Source organism: Pantoea sp. ME81 (genome assembly GCF_903970985.1).
Taxonomy (GTDB): Bacteria; Pseudomonadota; Gammaproteobacteria; order Enterobacterales; family Enterobacteriaceae; genus Pantoea; species Pantoea communis.
Window position 1 is genome coordinate 18477 of record NZ_CAJCKS010000049.1, and the last position, 16144, is coordinate 34620.

19 protein-coding genes are annotated in these 16144 nt (G+C 54.6%); 10 read left to right on the forward strand and 9 right to left on the reverse strand.

Annotated features, from left to right (window positions below; genetic code table 11):
• Window positions 1-11: 11 nt before the first annotated feature.
• Together kdsD and H7A81_RS11505 are read right to left on the reverse strand one after the other, a co-directional pair.
• Complete coding sequence (kdsD, locus tag H7A81_RS11500) at window positions 12-992, reverse strand: arabinose-5-phosphate isomerase KdsD (protein ID WP_034826612.1); 981 nt, start codon at window positions 990-992, stop codon at window positions 12-14.
• A 13-nt stretch (window positions 993-1005) separates the two neighbouring features.
• A complete protein-coding gene (locus tag H7A81_RS11505; RefSeq protein WP_034826610.1) occupies window positions 1006-1989 on the reverse strand; it encodes a calcium/sodium antiporter in 984 nt (327 codons plus the stop codon).
• Window positions 1990-2216: 227 nt separating this feature from the next.
• Here H7A81_RS11505 and mlaF point away from each other — a divergent pair, with 227 nt between their 5' ends.
• The 7 genes from mlaF to murA all read left to right on the forward strand — a co-directional run bounded on the left by mlaF (window position 2217) and on the right by murA (window position 6994).
• Window positions 2217-3032: a phospholipid ABC transporter ATP-binding protein MlaF gene (mlaF, locus tag H7A81_RS11510; protein WP_034826608.1), complete on the forward strand. Its 816-nt coding sequence runs from the start codon at window positions 2217-2219 to the stop codon at window positions 3030-3032.
• Between the two features lie 4 nt (window positions 3033-3036).
• Entirely contained in the window at window positions 3037-3819 is a 783-nt protein-coding gene (gene mlaE / locus H7A81_RS11515; RefSeq protein ID WP_034826606.1) for a lipid asymmetry maintenance ABC transporter permease subunit MlaE, read from the forward strand.
• A 4-nt stretch (window positions 3820-3823) separates the two neighbouring features.
• Window positions 3824-4366 carry an outer membrane lipid asymmetry maintenance protein MlaD gene (gene mlaD / locus H7A81_RS11520; protein WP_034826604.1) on the forward strand — a complete coding sequence of 181 codons (543 nt, stop codon included), beginning with the start codon at window positions 3824-3826 and terminating at the stop codon, window positions 4364-4366.
• A gap of 14 nt (window positions 4367-4380) precedes the next feature.
• Entirely contained in the window at window positions 4381-5010 is a 630-nt protein-coding gene (mlaC, locus tag H7A81_RS11525; protein WP_034826602.1) for a phospholipid-binding protein MlaC, read from the forward strand.
• Window positions 5011-5012: 2 nt separating this feature from the next.
• Window positions 5013-5318, forward strand: coding sequence for a lipid asymmetry maintenance protein MlaB (mlaB, locus tag H7A81_RS11530; protein ID WP_034826600.1), 306 nt, complete (start codon window positions 5013-5015; stop codon window positions 5316-5318).
• A gap of 114 nt (window positions 5319-5432) precedes the next feature.
• Window positions 5433-5690, forward strand: a complete 258-nt coding sequence (ibaG, locus tag H7A81_RS11535; RefSeq protein ID WP_034826599.1) for a BolA family iron metabolism protein IbaG — start codon at window positions 5433-5435, stop codon at window positions 5688-5690.
• A gap of 44 nt (window positions 5691-5734) precedes the next feature.
• Complete coding sequence (gene murA / locus H7A81_RS11540; protein ID WP_058962128.1) at window positions 5735-6994, forward strand: UDP-N-acetylglucosamine 1-carboxyvinyltransferase; 1260 nt, start codon at window positions 5735-5737, stop codon at window positions 6992-6994.
• Between the two features lie 65 nt (window positions 6995-7059).
• Here the strand turns inward: murA and H7A81_RS11545 are convergent, their stop codons facing one another.
• Together H7A81_RS11545 and ispB are read right to left on the reverse strand one after the other, a co-directional pair.
• Window positions 7060-7341, reverse strand: coding sequence for a helix-turn-helix transcriptional regulator (locus H7A81_RS11545; protein ID WP_058962127.1), 282 nt, complete (start codon window positions 7339-7341; stop codon window positions 7060-7062).
• Between the two features lie 271 nt (window positions 7342-7612).
• Entirely contained in the window at window positions 7613-8584 is a 972-nt protein-coding gene (gene ispB, locus H7A81_RS11550) for an octaprenyl diphosphate synthase (RefSeq protein WP_038649473.1), read from the reverse strand.
• Between the two features lie 254 nt (window positions 8585-8838).
• Between ispB and rplU the strand changes: the two genes are divergently transcribed.
• From rplU to cgtA, 3 genes are all read left to right on the forward strand, one after another.
• Window positions 8839-9150: a 50S ribosomal protein L21 gene (gene rplU / locus H7A81_RS11555; protein WP_034826596.1), complete on the forward strand. Its 312-nt coding sequence runs from the start codon at window positions 8839-8841 to the stop codon at window positions 9148-9150.
• 15 nt (window positions 9151-9165) lie between these two features.
• Window positions 9166-9423, forward strand: a complete 258-nt coding sequence (gene rpmA / locus H7A81_RS11560) for a 50S ribosomal protein L27 (RefSeq protein ID WP_003851093.1) — start codon at window positions 9166-9168, stop codon at window positions 9421-9423.
• A gap of 249 nt (window positions 9424-9672) precedes the next feature.
• Window positions 9673-10848: an Obg family GTPase CgtA gene (gene cgtA, locus H7A81_RS11565; protein ID WP_182057550.1), complete on the forward strand. Its 1176-nt coding sequence runs from the start codon at window positions 9673-9675 to the stop codon at window positions 10846-10848.
• A gap of 146 nt (window positions 10849-10994) precedes the next feature.
• On the opposite strand, the gene H7A81_RS11570 is transcribed toward cgtA, so the two are convergent.
• The 5 genes from H7A81_RS11570 to H7A81_RS11590 are packed head-to-tail and all read right to left on the reverse strand — an operon-like array spanning window position 10995 to window position 15850.
• A complete protein-coding gene (locus H7A81_RS11570) occupies window positions 10995-11411 on the reverse strand; it encodes a hotdog fold thioesterase (RefSeq protein WP_166936411.1) in 417 nt (138 codons plus the stop codon).
• Window position 11412: 1 nt separating this feature from the next.
• Window positions 11413-12171 carry a 2,3-dihydro-2,3-dihydroxybenzoate dehydrogenase gene (gene dhbA, locus H7A81_RS11575; protein ID WP_182057551.1) on the reverse strand — a complete coding sequence of 253 codons (759 nt, stop codon included), beginning with the start codon at window positions 12169-12171 and terminating at the stop codon, window positions 11413-11415.
• The gene (locus H7A81_RS11580) at window positions 12168-13022 is read right to left on the reverse strand and encodes an isochorismatase family protein (RefSeq protein ID WP_182057552.1); all 855 of its coding nucleotides are present in this window, start codon (window positions 13020-13022) and stop codon (window positions 12168-12170) included. The genes dhbA and H7A81_RS11580 overlap by 4 nt, the downstream gene beginning before the upstream one ends.
• A gap of 19 nt (window positions 13023-13041) precedes the next feature.
• Window positions 13042-14658, reverse strand: a complete 1617-nt coding sequence (locus H7A81_RS11585; protein ID WP_182057553.1) for a (2,3-dihydroxybenzoyl)adenylate synthase — start codon at window positions 14656-14658, stop codon at window positions 13042-13044.
• A gap of 10 nt (window positions 14659-14668) precedes the next feature.
• Complete coding sequence (locus H7A81_RS11590; protein ID WP_045833015.1) at window positions 14669-15850, reverse strand: isochorismate synthase; 1182 nt, start codon at window positions 15848-15850, stop codon at window positions 14669-14671.
• Between the last annotated feature and the right edge of the window lie 294 nt (window positions 15851-16144).

Here is a 16144-nt window from a genome sequence, read left to right on the forward strand (position 1 = left end):
TTTGTTCCTGTTCAAACTACGCCAGCGCGCAGCATGTCATGCATATGTACCACACCGAGCAGACGATCGTCATCGGCGACCAACACCGCAGTGATGTTTTTGTTTTGCATCAGATTCAGTGCGTCGACAGCCAGCATATTTGGGCGCACGCGAATCCCGCCGCGCGTCATCACATCCTGAATGCTGGCTGACTGGAAATCGATACCCATATCAAAGATGCGGCGTAAGTCGCCATCAGTGAAAATGCCTTCGATTTTCATCAGGTCGTCAACAATCACCGTCAGGCCGAGGTTTTTGCGCGTAATTTCCAGCAACGCATCCCGCAGCGACGCATCGCGGCTGACGTGTGGGATCTCGTCACCACTGTGCATAATATCGCTCACGTGTAGCAGCAGTTTGCGGCCCAGTGCGCCACCGGGATGCGAGAGCGCGAAGTCTTCCTGAGTAAAGCCGCGTGCTTCCAGCAGGGCAACCGCCAGCGCATCGCCCATCACCAGCGTGGCGGTAGTACTGGAGGTCGGTGCCAGACCGAGCGGGCACGCTTCCTGTGGAACCTTCACGCATAAATGCACGTCAGCGGCACGCCCCATGGCACTCTCCGGACGGCTGGTGAGGCAAATCAACGGCACTTTCTGTCGCTTGAGGACCGGGATGAGCGCCAGAATTTCGTTCGATTCGCCACTATTAGAGATAGCGATCACCACGTCGTTTGCTGTCACCATGCCGAGGTCACCATGGCTCGCTTCGCCAGGATGAACAAAGAACGAGGACGTGCCGGTACTGGCAAAAGTCGCTGCCATTTTTGCACCAATATGACCGGATTTGCCCATGCCCATCACCACCACTTTTCCACGGCAGGCAATGATCATTTCGCAGGCGCGGCTAAAGTCGGCATTAATATACTGATCGAGCTGCTCCAGCCCTTCGCGTTCGATGCGCAGTACCGCTTTACCTGCCTGTTGGTAATCAAAAACCGGTTGCTGATGTGACATGGTCAGTCCGTCCTTAATAACTTGTGATGAGCGCAGGGCTGAGCCACAGCCACAGAACCCACGCAATAAATCCCGATAACAAAAGAGAGCCCGCTACGCGGCCAATCCGGCGTTTGCGTAACAGGCAAAGTAGGGCGAACAGCACGCTGACACCTAGCATCACCCAGTAATCTCGTGCGAAAGCGTGTGCATCAACGCTGCCGGGGTGCACCAGCGCAGGCAGGCCCAGCACAATGGCCAGATTAAAGATATTAGCGCCAATCAGGTTACCGATAGCGATATCGTCTTCACCTTTCAATGCACCCGCCAATACGGTAGCCAGTTCAGGCAGGCTGGTGCCGACGGCAATCAACGTCAGGCCCATGACCAGCTCGCTGACACCAAAATAGTCGGCAAACACGGTGGCATTATCGATCACCATCCGCGTTGACATCGGCAGAATAATCAGCGCCACCGCCAGCCACAGAAAGGCTACGGTATTGCCAGCTTCATCGCGCGGCAGTTCAGCCAATTGTTCGCGCGTTAACGTGTCGTTGTTATCCCGCTCTGCGCGGCGGGCGATGCGAATGGCGATCAGCAGATAACCTAAAGCAATCAGCAGCAGCGCGATGCCATCAAGTCGACTAAGGTGATTATCAAACAACATGATGCCACTCAGCAGTGAGACCAGCAGCATCAAGGGGAGTTCGCGCCGAATCAGATTGGAGTGCACTGTCAATGGATGCAAAAGTGCGGCACCGCCGAGGATCAGCAGAATATTGGTAATGTTTGAGCCCAGCGCCGTCCCTACAGCTAAATCCATTTGCCCATGCTGCGCTGCAGAAAAAGAAACGATCAGTTCGGGTAACGATGTGCCAATGCTTACCACTGTCATACCGATGATCAGCGGAGGAATGCCGAAGGATCGACACAGGATCGCGGCACTGAAAACCAGACGGTCAGCACCGTAAGCCAGTAAAATCAATCCAATAAACAGCAGGGCAGTGGCTACGAACATGAAAAATCCTTGATGGATAGGTGTGTCGGCAAACCTTGTCCGACAGGTAAATACATTGCGCGCGCGGAAACAGGCGCTGATTTTGACTGTCTGAGAGGCAAAAGTAAATTTTAAGGCCGTTTTCGCCACACCTGACGGGTAAGTTTCTGTAAAACTATCGTGCATTGTGGTCTACCAGGCTACCATCCACGACTTTGATTACGCCCGATCCGCATAAAGAGGTAACGATGATCCAGCAAAAAACGAATCTGGTTGAGGTTCGTGGCGTCAGCTTCACTCGCGGAGACCGCGTCATCTTTGATGACATTTCGCTTACCGTTCCAGCGGGTAAAGTGACCGCTATTATGGGGCCATCCGGGATTGGAAAAACCACGCTGCTGCGCCTGATTGGTGGTCAGTTGCAACCGGATAAAGGGGAAATTTGGTTCCGTGACCAGAATATCCCAGCGCTTTCCCGCACTAAATTGTATGAAGTGCGAAAAAAAATGAGCATGTTGTTCCAGTCGGGTGCACTTTTTACCGATCTTAACGTCTTTGATAACGTTGCCTGGCCGTTGCGTGAGCACACACAATTACCGCCGGAATTGCTGCACAGCACGGTGATGATGAAGCTGGAAGCAGTCGGCCTGCGCGGTGCAGCCAAACTGATGCCGGCGGAGCTTTCTGGTGGCATGGCGCGCCGTGCCGCACTGGCGCGCGCGATTGCGCTGGAGCCGGACCTGATCATGTTCGATGAGCCCTTTGTCGGCCAGGATCCGATTACCATGGGCGTGCTGGTGAAATTGATCGATGAATTGAACCACTCGTTAGGTGTGACCTGCATTGTGGTTTCACACGATGTGCCAGAGGTCTTGAGCATTGCTGACCATGCCTATATTGTTGCCGGTCAAAAGATTATTGCCCAGGGCAGTGCGCCGGAGTTGCGGGAAAATCCCGATCCGCGCGTGCGCCAGTTTATTGAGGGTCATGCGGACGGTCCAGTGCCATTCCGCTTCGCTGCCGGGGATTACCTCAGCGATCTGACTCGTGCAGGGAGAACGTAAACTGATGTTGCTAAAGGCGCTGGCGTCACTTGGACGTCAGGGAATTAATACTTGTGCGGCGTTTGGCCGTGCAGGCCTGATGCTGTTTCATGCGCTGGTGGGTAAACCCGCTTTCCGCCGCCACGCGCCACTGCTGGTAAAACAGCTGTACAGCGTGGGTGTGCTGTCGCTGCTGATCATTGTGGTCTCGGGTTTATTCATTGGTATGGTGCTGGGCCTGCAGGGTTATCTGGTGCTGACGACCTACAGCGCTGAAACCAGTCTCGGCATGCTGGTGGCCTTATCGCTGCTGCGCGAACTGGGTCCCGTGGTCACGGCATTGCTGTTTGCAGGACGCGCGGGTTCAGCCCTGACGGCAGAAATTGGTTTGATGAAAGCCACCGAACAGCTCTCCAGCATGGAAATGATGGCCGTTGATCCGCTGCGTCGCGTGGTTTCGCCGCGCTTCTGGGCAGGGTTTATCAGCATGCCGCTGCTAGCCTTGATCTTTACGGCAGTCGGTATTGCCGGTGGGGCGTTGGTGGGCGTGGGCTGGAAAGGCATCGATCCGGGCTTCTTCTGGTCAGCGATGCAAAATGCCGTGGATTTCCGCACCGATGTCATCAACTGCATCATTAAAAGCGCAGTCTTTGCCGTGACGGTAACCTGGATTGCGCTGTTCAATGGCTATGATGCCATCCCGACCTCGGAAGGGATTAGTCGGGCGACAACGCGTACCGTAGTGCATGCTTCACTGGCGGTACTCGGTTTGGACTTTGTGCTGACAGCACTGATGTTTGGGAATTGATGCAATGCAAAGCAAGAAAAACGAAATCTGGGTTGGCGTCTTCATGCTGGCAGCACTGTTGGCACTGTTATTCCTCAGCCTGCGCGTGGCCGATCTCAAGTCACTTGGCACCGAACCGACATGGAAGCTGTATGCCACTTTCGATAATATTGGCGGCCTAAAAGTCAGCTCGCCGGTGAAAATTGGTGGTGTGGTGATTGGTCGAGTAACGGATATTTCGCTGGATGATAAAACGCTGTCGCCGCGTGTCACCATGGACATCAGCGATCAGTATGCTGACAAAATCCCGGACACCAGCTCGCTGGCCATTCGCACGCAAGGTCTGCTGGGTGAACAGTTCCTCGCACTGAATTTAGGTTTTGACGATCCAGAACTGGGTTCGGCAATGCTGAAAGATGGCGGCACGTTGCGTGACACCAAATCCGCGATGGTGCTGGAAGATTTGATCGGCCAGTTCCTCTACAAGAGCGGCGATAACAAAAACGATAATCAAAAGCAGGGCACCGAGAGTGCGCCTGCTCCGGCAGCACCTGCTACAACGGAATAGAGAGGTAAAACACGATGTTTAAACGTTTCCTGATGATTGCCATGCTGGCGATTGTGCCGCTGGCGGCCAATGCAGCGGATCAGAGCGATCCTTACAAACTGATGAATGAAGCGGCGGCGAAGACCTTCACCCGCTTGAAAAACGAGCAACCTAAAATCAAGCAGGATCCTAACTATCTGCGTGAGGTGGTGCGTCAGGAGTTGCTGCCGTATGTACAGATCAAGTACGCGGGTGCGCTGGTGCTGGGCCGCTATTATCGTGAGGCTACTCCGGCACAGCGTGACGCATACTTTGCGGCATTTGGCGATTATCTGGCTCAGGCTTATGGCCAGGCGCTGGCGCTGTACCACGGCCAAACCTACCAGATTCAGCAACCGCAGCCGATTGGCGATGCTAACATCGTGGCGATTCGCGTGACTATTTTGGATCCGAACGGCCGTCCGCCTGTGCGCCTTGATTTCCAATGGCGCAAGAACAGCCAGACCGGCAACTGGCAGGCCTATGATATGGTGGCTGAAGGCATCAGCATGATCACGACCAAACAAAATGAGTGGAGTGATTTGCTGCGTACTAAGGGCATTGATGGTCTGACCGCGCAGTTGAAAACCTACGCAGCACAGCCTATCACTCTGGATAAACAGTAAGCATGAGCGAACCGTTACGCTGGCAGCGCAATGCCAGCACGCTATCTTTAAGCGGCATGTTGGATCGCGATACCTTGCTGTCATTGTGGCATGAACGTGAAACCGCCATGGTGGATATCGCGACCATTGATGTCGCGGCGCTGGAGCGCGTGGATTCAGCGGGACTGGCTTTGTTAGTCCACCTGCGCGAGATCGCGCGGGCACAAGGTAGCACGCCACTTTTCACCGGTATCAACGACAAACTCCAGTCATTAATTGCGCTGTATAACCTGCAGCAGATTATTGTTTCTGCGGAAAAAATCGCCTGATAACGTTGTCATCGCCAAAAGCCCCTGATTTATTCAGGGGCTTTTGCGTATTTAAGAGTCAGGCGCTTTCCTCTAAGATATCCGCCTTATTATTATTAAGTGAAGCAAAGAGCGATGGAAAATAGTGAAGTTCAGGCCGTGCTGATGCAGGCGCTGCCATTAGATGAAGTACATGTTCTCAGCAACGACGGCAGTCATTTTCAGGTGATCGCGGTGGGTGAGATGTTCGGTGAACTGAGTCGTGTGAAAAAACAGCAGGCTGTTTATGCGCCGCTGATGGAATACATTGCGGATAACCGTATTCATGCGGTTTCCATCAAAACTTATACCCCAACCGAGTGGGCGCGCGACCGTAAACTCAACGGTTTCTAAGCGCCTCACAGGTTGTTTTGTTGATAGATAATTGAGAGCCGTTAATGGACAAATTTCGTGTGCAAGGCCCCACCCGTTTAAGTGGTGAAGTGACCATTTCCGGGGCGAAGAATGCTGCGCTGCCAATTCTGTTTGCTGCGCTGCTGGCAGAAGAGCCGGTAGAGATTCAGAACGTGCCGAAGCTGCGTGATATCGATACCACCATGAAGCTGCTAAATTTGCTGGGTGCGCGCGTTGAGCGTAACGGTTCGGTTCACGTTGATGCTCGCGAAGTTAACGTCTTCAGCGCACCGTATGATCTGGTGAAAACCATGCGTGCCTCGATTTGGGCACTGGGTCCGCTGGTGGCGCGTTTTGGTCAGGGTCAGGTTTCATTGCCAGGCGGCTGTGCTATTGGTGCACGTCCGGTTGATCTGCACATCACTGGCCTTGAGCAACTGGGTGCGGAAATTAAACTGGAAGAAGGTTACGTCAAAGCTTCCGTTAATGGCCGCCTGAAAGGCGCGCACATCGTCATGGACAAAGTCAGCGTTGGCGCGACCGTGACCATCATGAGTGCGGCAACGCTTGCCACTGGCACGACCATTATTGAAAACGCCGCGCGTGAGCCGGAAATTGTCGATACGGCAAACTTCCTCAACACGCTGGGCGCAAAAATCAGCGGTGCAGGCACAGATAAAATTACCATCGAAGGCGTAGAACGTCTGGGTGGCGGTGTGTATCGCGTTCTGCCGGATCGTATCGAAACCGGTACCTTCCTTGTCGCTGCTGCGATTTCCCGCGGTAAAGTGGTGTGCCATAAAGCCCAGCCCGATACGCTGGATGCTGTACTCGCAAAACTGCGTGATGCGGGTGCCGAGATTGAAACCGGTGAAGACTGGATCAGCCTCGATATGCACGGTAAGCGCCCTAAGGCGGTTAACGTCCGTACTGCACCACACCCAGGTTTCCCAACCGACATGCAGGCACAGTTCACCTTGCTGAACATGGTGGCGGAAGGCACAGGCGTGATCACCGAAACCATCTTCGAAAACCGTTTCATGCACATCCCTGAGCTGATTCGTATGGGCGGTCACGCGGAAATCGAAAGCAACACTGCGATTTGCCACGGTGTTGAGACGCTGTCAGGTGCACAAGTGATGGCAACCGACCTGCGCGCCTCTGCGAGCCTGGTACTGGCCGGTTGCATCGCGGAAGGCACCACCATTGTGGACCGTATTTATCATATCGACCGTGGCTATGAGCACATCGAAGATAAACTGAAGGCCATGGGTGCCAATATCGAGCGCGTCAGCGGCGAATAACGCTGACTCAACGTTTGATGATAACCAGTCACGATAACGTGGCTGGTTTTTTTATGTCCTGGATCTCAGATCTCCTGCCGAACTCTGGGGGATCGAATACGTTTTTTGCGATCCAGCAAGCGCGATGTAATGGGATCATAATAGCGAGTTGGCCAGATCTCGGCGGGATGAACACCGATCGCGTCAGCGATTAACCACTCTCCTTTGGGCCAGGGGCGGGAAAGTGCGTTGGAGAGTGTGGACGAGTTCAGCCCCGAATTGCGTGACAATTCAGCCATTGATGTGCCTTTTTTACGCAGTGCTGCAATCACATCTGCGGGATGCCAATCCTGTTTCCTTGCTTTCATAACGTCCTGCTCCTTGTCCATGTTATTGCGTTGTCTCTGCCGCAACGGGCGTATCCAATACAGAGATATTAGGAAAAAACAAAAACCTTATAGCAAATAATTTCCATAAGCTTCCAGTAATTGTTTTGGCCTCGCATTAAACTGAGCTCTCTTTCGCAAAAGCGATGCAAGGAATGTAATGGGCAGTCAGGTGAAGCGCTGGGAAGTAAAGCAGGGGAGAATACGGGTAAGGCAGGAAAGAAAACGGGGCTATGCCGCCCCGTAATAGCAATCAGAAGTCACGCTGCACTGACATGTGGGCCAATGCTTCGAGTGCACTACGCCACGGCGTTTCTGGCAGGGCCTGCAGAGCAGCAATGGCTTTATCCGCCTCTTCTTCAGCGCGTTTGCGCGTCCATTCCAGCGAGCCAGTTTGTTGCATGGCATCCAGTACCGGTTCCAGCAGATGGCGACCGTTGCCTTCTTCGATTGCTTTGCGGATCATCTGAGCTTGCTCTGGTGTACCGTTGTGCATGGCATGGAGCAGCGGCAGTGTCGGCTTGCCTTCGCTCAGGTCATCACCGGTATTTTTACCCAGGGTTTCGCCATCCGCACTGTAATCCAGCAAATCGTCAATTAACTGGAAAGCGGTACCCAGATAGCGACCATAATCCTGCAGCGCTTTTTCCTGCGCCGGCGTGGCTTCAGCCAGAATCGCGGAGGCTTGAGAAGCCGCTTCAAACAGGCGCGCGGTCTTACTGTAGATGACGCGCATGTAGCTCTCTTCCGTGATATCGGGATCGTTGCAGTTCATCAGCTGCAGCACTTCACCTTCCGCAATCACGTTCACTGCTTCAGACATCAGCGCGAGGATCTTTAAGGATCCCATACTGGTCATCATCTGAAACGCGCGGGTATATATGAAATCCCCCACCAGCACACTGGCAGCATTACCGAACGCGGCATTGGCAGTGGCTTTGCCACGGCGCATATCGGATTCATCCACCACATCATCGTGCAGCAGAGTCGCCGTGTGGATAAATTCGATCAGCGCCGCATTGGTGACATGTAGCGATCCCTGATAGTTCAGCGCACGTGCCGAGAGCACCGCGATCATGGGCCGGATACGTTTGCCTCCGCCGCTGATGATGTAGTAACCCAACTGATTAATCAGTGAGACATCTGAATTCAGCTGGTCGAGGATGGTCTGGTTGACGGCCGCCATGTCCTGCGCGGTTAATTCATTAATCTGTTCTAAGTTCATTCGTCTGTTCAGCTTTGACTCGTATTTTGCATGGTAAGCGCTTTTACCCAGCGTGAGTTCAGGTAATCTGTTACTGATTGTACTTGAAAAATCGGGCTGAGAAACGTTTGCATTCGTCCTGCGCTTTTTTTCTGCAAGAGAGTGCAAAGTGCACTTGTCTTCTGCTAGAGATTTGCGTAGAATTCGCGCCCTATTGTGAATATTTATCGCGCCGCCTGATGAATAGAAAGGCATGCGCAGAAGCGGAGTTTTATATGTACGCGGTTTTCCAAAGTGGTGGTAAACAACACCGAGTAAGCGAAGGTCAGACCGTTCGCTTGGAAAAGCTGGACATCGCAACCGGCGAAACCATTGAGTTCGACCAGGTTCTGATGATTGCAAATGGCGAAGACGTGCAAATCGGCGCGCCACTGGTATCAGGCGGTGTGATCAAGGCAGAAGTTGTTGCTCACGGTCGTGGCGAGAAAGTTAAGATTGTTAAGTTTCGTCGTCGTAAACACTACCGTAAGCAAGCTGGTCACCGTCAGTGGTTCACTGATGTGAAAATCACTGTGATCGGCGCGTAAGAGGAGATCTGACAAATGGCACATAAAAAGGCTGGTGGCTCGACTCGTAACGGTCGCGACTCCAATGCAAAACGTCTGGGTGTTAAGCGTTTCGGTGGTGAATCTGTTCTGGCAGGTAGCATCATCGTTCGTCAGCGTGGCACCAAATTCCACGCAGGTACCAATGTAGGTTGTGGTCGTGACCACACCCTGTTTGCTACCGCAGACGGTAAAGTACAATTCGAAGTTAAAGGTCCTAACAACCGTAAGTACATCAGCATCGTTGCTGAGTAAGGTTGTTGTGACGCAGACGGTTAACGTCTGAACACACGAATTGAAGGCCCCGCAGCTTTGCGGGGCTTTTTACATTCTGCCGCAGGTTGCGGGATTCCCTCTGACCAAAACGCGCAGTTTGCTGTACAATTTATGTACTCCTGGCTTTGCCAGTCTTGTATTATCCGCCGCCGGTCAGCGCAGAAGACCCTGGCGGACCCGTTTGCTGTGCTTTAGTCGCCGCGAACGATAGCGTGACGGAGAAATGAAATGAAGTTTGTAGATGAAGCGACGATCCTTGCGGTCGCAGGCGATGGCGGTAATGGTTGCGTCAGCTTCCGCCGCGAAAAATACATTCCACGCGGTGGCCCGGACGGCGGCGACGGCGGTGACGGCGGTGATGTTTACCTGCTGGCGGATGAAAACCTGAATACCCTGATCGACTATCGCTTCGAGAAATCTTTCCGCGCCGAACGTGGTCAAAATGGCCAGAGCCGTGATTGCACCGGTAAACGCGGCAAAGACATCATTATCAAGGTGCCTGTCGGTACCCGCGTGATTGACCAGGGTACTGGCGAAACGCTGGGTGACATGACGCGCCACGAGCAGAAGCTGATGGTCGCGAAAGGCGGCTGGCACGGCTTGGGTAATACGCGTTTTAAATCCTCGGTTAACCGTTCCCCACGTCAGAAGACCATGGGTACGCCGGGCGAGAAGCGTGACCTGCAGCTGGAGCTGATGCTGCTGGCTGATGTCGGTATGCTTGGTCTGCCGAATGCCGGTAAATCGACCTTTATTCGCTCCGTGTCTGCGGCTAAACCAAAAGTGGCGGATTATCCGTTTACTACTTTGGTGCCAAGCCTTGGTGTAGTGCGCATGGACAACGAAAAGAGCTTCGTCGTCGCCGATATCCCTGGCCTGATTGAAGGCGCAGCGGATGGTGCCGGTCTGGGGATTCGCTTCCTGAAGCACCTTGAGCGTTGCCGTGTACTGTTGCACCTGATCGACCTTGCGCCGATCGATGAATCCGATCCGGTCGAAAACGCCCGCATCATCCTGGGTGAGCTGGAAAAATACAGCGAGAAGCTGTTCCAGAAGCCACGCTGGCTGGTGTTTAACAAATGTGACCTGCTGGACCGTGAAGAAGCGGAAAGCCGCGCTAAAGCGGTTGTGGAAGCTTTGGGCTGGGAAGACAAATACTACCTGATTTCTGCGGCCAGCCATGACGGCGTGAAAGATCTCTGCTGGGACGTGATGACCTTCATCATCGAGAACCCGAAAGAAGCGGAAGAAGAAGCGAAAGAGCCGGAGAAAGTGGCCTTCATGTGGGATGATTATCACCGCGAAGCCATGGAAACCGCTCAGGAAGCGGAAGAAGACGACGATTGGGATGACGACTGGGACGAGGAAGACGACGAAGGCGTCGAAATCATTTACCAGCGTTAATCGCCAAAGAGAAAGCGGCCAATTGGCCGCTTTTTTTATGGCTGCTGAGTGCCATTTTCACCTCCCGATGAAAAGGCATCGTGTTCAGCAATCCGGCGCGATGATTCTTCCCCCTGGAATAAGGAGGTGAGGGCCGTCGCGGAAAATTACCCCAGCACCGCCACCGTCAATCGCGATGTGCAGCACAGCTGGTCGCGTCCATTGCGAATCTCAATTTCCCAGCTCTGGTTGCGTGCGCCAAGGTGCAAAGGACGGCAGATGCCGCGCACTTCACCGCTGCTCACCGCACGATGATGGCTGGCACTCACTTCAATCCCCACCACACTTTTTCCCTCTTCCACACTCAGATAACCGGCAATCGATCCCATCGATTCCGCCAGCACCACTGACGCACCGCCGTGCAGCAGGCCAAACGGCTGCTGCGTGCGGGTATCCACTGGCATAGTTGCCTCAAGGTAATCGTCGCCAATCACCGTGAACACGATGCCGACGTGCGACACCAGCGAGTTATCACCCAGGGCATTTAAGGTTGCCAGATCAACCGATCGTTTCCAGATTGCCATATCAGGATCCCAGCGTTGCGCCACCGTCGACCACAATATCCTGCAGCACCACGTGGCTGGCAAGATCCGAGGCCAGGAACAGGACGTTGTTCACGATCTCTTGCGGTTTCGCGATCTTACGCAGTGGGATCCCCAACTTGTACTGATCCGGGAAGCCGTTGATCATCTCCTGCTCTGCTTCCGGCGTATGCCACAGGCTACGTTGCATATCGGTATCGGTTGAACCCGGTGAAACGATGTTGCAGCGCACGCCAAACGGTGCCATTTCCAGACCGACGGTGAGGCACAGGCTACGTAGTGCGGCTTTGGAAGCGCCATAAGCGGACATGCCGAGACGTGGCGCGTGAGCCGCGTTAGAAGCGATGGTAACAATCGCCCCCGCGCGCTGCTGGCGGAATACCGGCAGCGTTTGCTGGAACATATTGAAGGCGCCACCGGCGTTCACCGCCAGACACGCCTGCCAGTCTTCGAATGCGAGTGCTTCGGTACTGCCGACGCGCAGGATCCCGGCGCCGTTGACCAGCACATCCAGACGAGGCTGCTCAGCCAGCAGACGCTGGCACACGGCTTTCACCTCCGCCGCATTCGCTACATCCAGAACCTGAGTGGCAAACGGGTAGTCGGGCTGCTCAAAACGCAGATCGAAGCCGATCACCTGTGCGCCGGCCTGATGGAATGCCAGCGCTGTGTGATAACCAATGCCTTTACCCGCGCCGGTTACCCAGACGATTTTTCCGTTAAAGTCGAAAGAGGCACTCATTTGGCAGGCGTCCGTGACAGCAGTGCCCACCAGCCATCAATGCTCGGTTTTTTTGCGAGGCTAACGAAATCGATGTCGTTGTGCACCTGGCGCCAGCGCGCCGCCAGCGCCATCACGCGTACGGAATCCAGGCCGTAGTCGATCAGGTTTTCATCATCTTCTGGCACATCGTCATCTTCCAGCAGCGGCAGAATCAGCGCACGCAGATCGTCTTTGCTCAGCGGCAGCGGCATCAGATCGGCGGTCATCACCACTTTGCCGCTGCGGCCAGCGGTGTAGGTCAGTGCCATCATGTGCTCTTCACGGCTGAAGTCGGCCAGCGCATCCGCCACCATAAACGGCTGGATGTTACGCATAAAGGCGTCAGTGGCGGTGGTCAGGCAGCCGATGTGGGCGTAAACGCCGGTAATGATCAGCTGATCGCGGCCCATCTCCTGCAGGATCGATTCCAGCGGCGAGCGGACAAAGGCGCTATAACGCCATTTGGTTAACACCTGATCGTCCTGGTCTGGCGCCAGTGCATCCACGATCTTCTGTTGATCCGGATGCTTATTCAGGCCCGGTCCCCACATGTCGTTGAGCAGTGCGCGATCGGCATCGCTCTGCTCGTTGGGCTGCGCGGTGTAGAACACCGGAATACCTTGCGCTTTGCAGTAGGCGCGCAGGCGGGCAATGTTCTCCACAACCTGATCGATCAGCGGACTGTTCTCGCCCCAGAAATTCAGGAAATAAGCCTGCATATCATGGATCAGCAGGGCAGCACGCTGTGGCTCAACGGTCCATTTCACCTTGTTGGTCGGCAGTTCAGTGGCGGCAGGCAGCGCGTAAGAATTCAGTTTTGGAATAGCCATTACAATCTCCGGAATAGGTTCAGGCTTGCGCTTGTTGGTCAGCAAGCTGTTGGCGTAAACGTTTTTTATCCACCTTGCCAACCGGGGTCAGTGGCAGGGCATCTACGCAGGTAATACGATCGGGCAATTTAAACTCGGCGACACCGAGATCGCGCAGATGACGGCGCAGCGCCACCGCTTTGATCGGCTGGCTGGCAACAATAAAGGCGCAGCTTTTTTCACCCATCAGTTCATCAGTCATCGACACCAGCGCGGCATGAATCACATCCGGATGGCGCTGCAGCAAATTCTCGATCTCTTCTGCGGCGATCTTCTCGCCGCCACGGTTGATCTGATCCTTCTCGCGGCCCTGCACGGTGATGTAACCCTGCGGGTTGATCTCAATCAGATCGCCGGAGCAGTAAAAGCCGTTAGCATCAAAGCTGGCGGCATTGTGTTCCGGGCTTTTGTAGTAGCCACGGAAGGTGTACGGACCGCGTGTCATCAGGCGACCCACCGTGCCGTGCGGCAGCGCATTACCGTGTTCATCCGCCACCCAGACTTCGTCATCTTCAGAAATCGGTCGGCCCTGAGTGGTCAGCACGATTTTCTCGTCATCGCCAAAGCGGGTGTAGTTCACCAGACCTTCGGCCATGCCAAACACCTGCTGTAATTGGCAGCCAATTTCGCTCTGAATACGTGCCGCCAGGGTTTCGCCGAGCTTCGCGCCGCCGACCTGAATGCGCTGCAGCGAAGCCAGCTGCTTGTTGCTACCCCATTCCTGAATCGCCTGCAGCCACAGGCTCACTGCGGGTGGCACCAGACCGGTATCGGTGACCTGGTGCTTCTCAATCAGCGGGAAGCAGAGCGTGGCGCTTGGGTCAGCGGCAAGAATCACCTGGCCCCCGGCATAAAACACACCAAGTGAACCCGGTGAGCTCATGGCGAAGTTATGCGGTGCGGGCAGGGCGATCAGATAACGCGTGTCAGCCGTGACTTCGCAGATCTCATCGCTGGCGCGAATACTGTAGTAGTAGTCGTTGTGCGTGCGCGGAATCAGCTTTGGCGTACCGGTGCTGCCACCGGATAGCTGGAAAAACGCCACTTCATCGGCAGCAGTTGGCGTGGGCTGGTAATCGTCCGCCGCTTCCGCCATCAAAGCTTCGAGGGTGTTTTCTTTATCACCGTCATTGCGCAGGATAATCTGCTGCAGTGACGGTTGAGCGGCACAAAGCGCACCAATAAAGGTGTCATCGCCAAACAGCGCGTGACTGCGATCGGCAATTAGCAGTTTAGGCTCAATCTGCGCGGCATAGGCGGTCAGCTCGGTGCGCTGATGGCTATACAGCGCGAAGACGGATGCTACGCCCAGTTTAAACAGGGCAAAGACCGTGACGTAAAACTCCGCCACGTTGCCTAGCTGCACCAGCGCGGTATCGCCCTGCTGCAGGCCACGGCGCTGCAGGGCTGCTGCGAGATTGTCGGTTAACCGATCCAACTCGCGATAGCTGATGTGGCGATCGCCGTCAATCACCGCAATCGCCTCATTCTCTTTGTGGCGCGCCAGGATGTCGGTCATTGGCACATCAAGCCAATAGCCTTTTTCACGGTAGCGTGCAGCTAAATCGTCCGGCCAGCGGGTATAGGGAATGCTCATGCTCTTTCCTTTATTGCAGTCCAAAAGCGCGCAACATGGTATCCAGCTTCACGCCGGTTTCGCGCCATTCTGATTCAGGTTGGGAATCGGCAACGATGCCTGCGCCCGCAAACAGTCGCACGCGTGCACCGTGCACGGTGCCACAACGAATTGTCACCACCCATTCACCGTTTCCTTCACTGTCACACCATCCCACAATGCCGCCAAACAGCTGACGATCAAAAGGCTCTAATTGCTGAATCAGCTGCTGAGCACGCTGGTGTGGGAAGCCGCTTAATGCGGGGGTCGGATGAAGCAGGCAGGCCAGCGACAAGGCGTTCTCACGATCATCCTGTACCTCACCATCGATTTGCGTCGCGAGGTGCCATAAGGTCGCGGTGGTGATCAATGACGGTACCGTCGGCACGGACAGCAGGCGACTGCGCGGTTGCAGCGTATCGCGCATCGCATCTGTGACCAGCTGGTGTTCATGACGATCTTTGCTGGAGTCCATCAGCGTATTGCCCGCTGCCTGATCCTGTTGGCTATCGTGGTGATCACGACGTGCTGAGCCCGCCAGCGGGCACGAGCTAAAATCGCGGCCCTGCTTACGCAGCATCAGCTCCGGACTGGCCCCCACCAGTGCACCGCCTTGTGGCAGCGGCAGATGGAAGTGATAGCTATTCGGATTCTGCGCAATGACGCGTTGCATCAGCGCCGCGGTATCCACTGGCTGTTCGGTGACAATATCCATCAGGCGCGACAGCACCACTTTATCGAGGTCACCACGTTGCGTTGCTGTCACCGCATCGGCCACCATTTGGGTAAAGACATCGTGATCCGGCACCGCCACGCGACGACGCACCTGCGGCAGCTCACTGGCAGCCGCAGGCAGCGCATTCTGTAGGTCGGCACGATGAAAAGTTTGATACGTTTCAGGAATAAACAGGGCCGCAGGCTGACTCACGTCAAACGGAATCGCACCCACCAGGATCGGATTCTCAATGCCTTGTTGTTTTGCCGCCGCAAAATGTTGATGCAGCTGAAGTTGAAAATCACCCTGCAATGATGCAGCGTCTGCCACAGAGGTGGTTATCGTGGTATAGCAGCCTTGAGTCGCGAGGCTTCGCCACGGCGAGGTAAAGAGGAACCCACGGCATAACGCAGAAAAATCCTCTAATAAGGCATTTTCAAACATGGATGATTCCACCATAATTTTCACCTATAAATGATAAGATTATTAAGAATGATTATCATTTTTATTATTGGCCTGTAACCTACGTCGATTGGACAAAAGAGTCAATCCATTCGCGGGATTTCCCGCATGATTAGGCGTAATCGGAAGGTGACGTCGAGCCGTGCAATAAGCTAAAAGGTGGACCAAAACTTATGAATAAATGCGGTTTATTGGGCCTGACAGCCCTGTTGTTTATTTTCCAGACTTTCACAGGGCTCGCACAGGCAGAACAGGGATGGCCGCGCACGGTGCAGGGGGCAAAGGGTTCAA

Bases quoted from the DNA above. Each gene is read 5' to 3' on its own strand.
- kdsD (WP_034826612.1), bottom strand. From the start codon at position 992: ATGTCACATCAGCAACCGGTTTTTGATTACCAACAGGCAGGTAAAGCG.
- H7A81_RS11505 (WP_034826610.1), bottom strand. From the start codon at position 1,989: ATGTTCGTAGCCACTGCCCTGCTGTTTATTGGATTGATTTTACTGGCT.
- mlaF (WP_034826608.1), top strand. From the start codon at position 2,217: ATGATCCAGCAAAAAACGAATCTGGTTGAGGTTCGTGGCGTCAGCTTC.
- mlaE (WP_034826606.1), top strand. From the start codon at position 3,037: ATGTTGCTAAAGGCGCTGGCGTCACTTGGACGTCAGGGAATTAATACT.
- mlaD (WP_034826604.1), top strand. From the start codon at position 3,824: ATGCAAAGCAAGAAAAACGAAATCTGGGTTGGCGTCTTCATGCTGGCA.
- mlaC (WP_034826602.1), top strand. From the start codon at position 4,381: ATGTTTAAACGTTTCCTGATGATTGCCATGCTGGCGATTGTGCCGCTG.
- mlaB (WP_034826600.1), top strand. From the start codon at position 5,013: ATGAGCGAACCGTTACGCTGGCAGCGCAATGCCAGCACGCTATCTTTA.
- ibaG (WP_034826599.1), top strand. From the start codon at position 5,433: ATGGAAAATAGTGAAGTTCAGGCCGTGCTGATGCAGGCGCTGCCATTA.
- murA (WP_058962128.1), top strand. From the start codon at position 5,735: ATGGACAAATTTCGTGTGCAAGGCCCCACCCGTTTAAGTGGTGAAGTG.
- H7A81_RS11545 (WP_058962127.1), bottom strand. From the start codon at position 7,341: ATGAAAGCAAGGAAACAGGATTGGCATCCCGCAGATGTGATTGCAGCA.
- ispB (WP_038649473.1), bottom strand. From the start codon at position 8,584: ATGAACTTAGAACAGATTAATGAATTAACCGCGCAGGACATGGCGGCC.
- rplU (WP_034826596.1), top strand. From the start codon at position 8,839: ATGTACGCGGTTTTCCAAAGTGGTGGTAAACAACACCGAGTAAGCGAA.
- rpmA (WP_003851093.1), top strand. From the start codon at position 9,166: ATGGCACATAAAAAGGCTGGTGGCTCGACTCGTAACGGTCGCGACTCC.
- cgtA (WP_182057550.1), top strand. From the start codon at position 9,673: ATGAAGTTTGTAGATGAAGCGACGATCCTTGCGGTCGCAGGCGATGGC.
- H7A81_RS11570 (WP_166936411.1), bottom strand. From the start codon at position 11,411: ATGGCAATCTGGAAACGATCGGTTGATCTGGCAACCTTAAATGCCCTG.
- dhbA (WP_182057551.1), bottom strand. From the start codon at position 12,171: ATGAGTGCCTCTTTCGACTTTAACGGAAAAATCGTCTGGGTAACCGGC.
- H7A81_RS11580 (WP_182057552.1), bottom strand. From the start codon at position 13,022: ATGGCTATTCCAAAACTGAATTCTTACGCGCTGCCTGCCGCCACTGAA.
- H7A81_RS11585 (WP_182057553.1), bottom strand. From the start codon at position 14,658: ATGAGCATTCCCTATACCCGCTGGCCGGACGATTTAGCTGCACGCTAC.
- H7A81_RS11590 (WP_045833015.1), bottom strand. From the start codon at position 15,850: ATGGTGGAATCATCCATGTTTGAAAATGCCTTATTAGAGGATTTTTCT.